Origin of the sequence: uncultured Chloroflexus sp., assembly GCF_937129525.1 — a bacterium.
In the GTDB taxonomy this organism is placed as follows: Bacteria; Chloroflexota; Chloroflexia; order Chloroflexales; family Chloroflexaceae; genus Chloroflexus.
Map to the genome: position 1 here is coordinate 1 of NZ_CAKZNK010000024.1, position 1,844 is coordinate 1,844.

The window sequence follows — 1,844 nt, forward strand, 5'->3', positions numbered from 1 at the left end:
CGCTGATCGGTTGGGATTCCCGGCGGACGGGGGCTAAGCAGATCAGGGCGCACATCAGGCGGCCAGAAGCCGTGACGGTACATTGAATCGGCCACCTCACGCGCCACCATGACGTTATCAGGCGCATCAATCCCGCCGCGCGCGATATAGGCGGCGTACAGAAAATGGCCCGGCTCATCGTAATGCTGCCACGGCGGCACCAGGAAGACATAAACCAGCGAATGGATCAACACCAGCAGCGCCAGCCAGCGCACAGTTTGCCATTCGGCGCGGGCCCACGTCACCCATTCCACCATCGGACGCCGACCGGTATGAGTCTGCGCGCCTGTCGACTCGGTCGCACCCTGCTCAATATGCCCCATGGCCTCGCCAGACCACAATAATCGTTTTCAGCAAAATGCGCAGGTCAAGCCAAAACGAATAGTTCTGAATGTAGTATAAATCATCTTCGGTGTGCAGATGCATGGGCTTTTCACTCCGGCCATTCACCTGCCACCAGCCGGTCATCCCGGGCGGCACTCGAAAGCGCTGCCACTGCCAGGGTTCATACTCAGCGGCAATGTAGGGCAATTCCGGGCGCGGCCCCACCAGACTCATCTCACCGCGCAACACATTAAACAACTGCGGCAACTCATCCAGCGACGTGCGGCGCAATTTGCGACCGATCCGGGTAACCCGCGGATCATCCTTCACCTTATGGATCAACCGCCCGCGCTCATCGCGCTGCGCCACCTCGCGCCAGCGCTGGTCGGCATCAATATACATACTGCGGAATTTCAACATCTGAAAGCGCTGGCCATGCTCGCCGATCCGCTCCTGGCGAAACAGGATCGGACCCGGCGACTCCAGCTTGATCAGCAAGGCAATCAGCGCCATCAGCGGCATCAACACAATAATCAGGATGAGACTTACCACCACGTCAAATGCCCGCTTCACCACCCGTTGCGACGCAGTGAGCGCCGACTCGCGCAACGAAACCAGCGGAATCCCGCCGAGCGTCTCGACCGGCGCGCGGACAAACACCAGATCGAGCGCCGTTGGCACCGTATGCAACATCACCGGCATGCTGGCCAATTGCAGCGACAACTCGACCACCCGATCGTGTTGATACGGCGGCAGCGCAAAGATCACCTCATTCACCTGCCAGCGCCTGACCAGAGCGGGCAAATCAGCCAACCTGCCCAGATGCGGCAAAGACATCGGCTCGTCACCCTGATCCGAGACATAGCCGATAATCTGCATCCCAGTCCAGGGTCGGCGCGCAAACTCATCGGCGAGGCGAGTCGCCGCCGCCGCATCGCCGACCACCAGCGCCTGCCTCGCGGCGTCGCGCCCCCGGCGCCAGCGGATCGTCGCGCGAAACCCGAGATGGATCAGGGCAAGCGTTGTCAGATCGAGTAGCACAAAGCGGGCAAACACGCCCCGATTGATTGCCGCGCCATTGAGCAGGTAGAGCAAGCCGGCAAACGAAGTTGCAGCCAGCGCGACAGCAATCAGCAATCGAGTAAACGCTTCCAGCAGCGTATGCGTGAATAACGTTCGTTGTGGGGCCAAAATGATGAATACCAGTGTCCAGATTACCACCACACTGGCATACAACGGCCAACGGAGCAACGTCAATGCAGGATCATCGCCAACGACCAGCGCAAGACACAGAAGCGTCGCGACCAGATCCCAGGCCAGCACACTCCCGGTCAGTCGCGCGCGCAGACGTTCTAGCATGTTGGCTCCTTCCGTGAAAGCGCTTGCCGGCAACGTGGCCGCGCTTTCACACCAATAGCTCGGCGAGGGCGGTCTCCGTAACGTGGGAGTATGCCGAAAGCTAGTATAGCACGCGGATAATA

Annotated in this window: 1 protein-coding gene and 1 pseudogene; both read right to left on the reverse strand. The window is 60.1% G+C overall.

Annotation, left to right across the window (positions count from 1 at the left end; translation table 11 throughout):
• A pseudogene (locus Q0650_RS02260) lies at positions 1-362 on the reverse strand (hypothetical protein); the annotation flags it as partial.
• Positions 349-1,722, reverse strand: coding sequence for a sugar transferase (locus Q0650_RS02265; protein WP_298815480.1), 1,374 nt, complete (start codon positions 1,720-1,722; stop codon positions 349-351). The pseudogene Q0650_RS02260 and the gene Q0650_RS02265, both read right to left, overlap by 14 nt.
• Between the last annotated feature and the right edge of the window lie 122 nt (positions 1,723-1,844).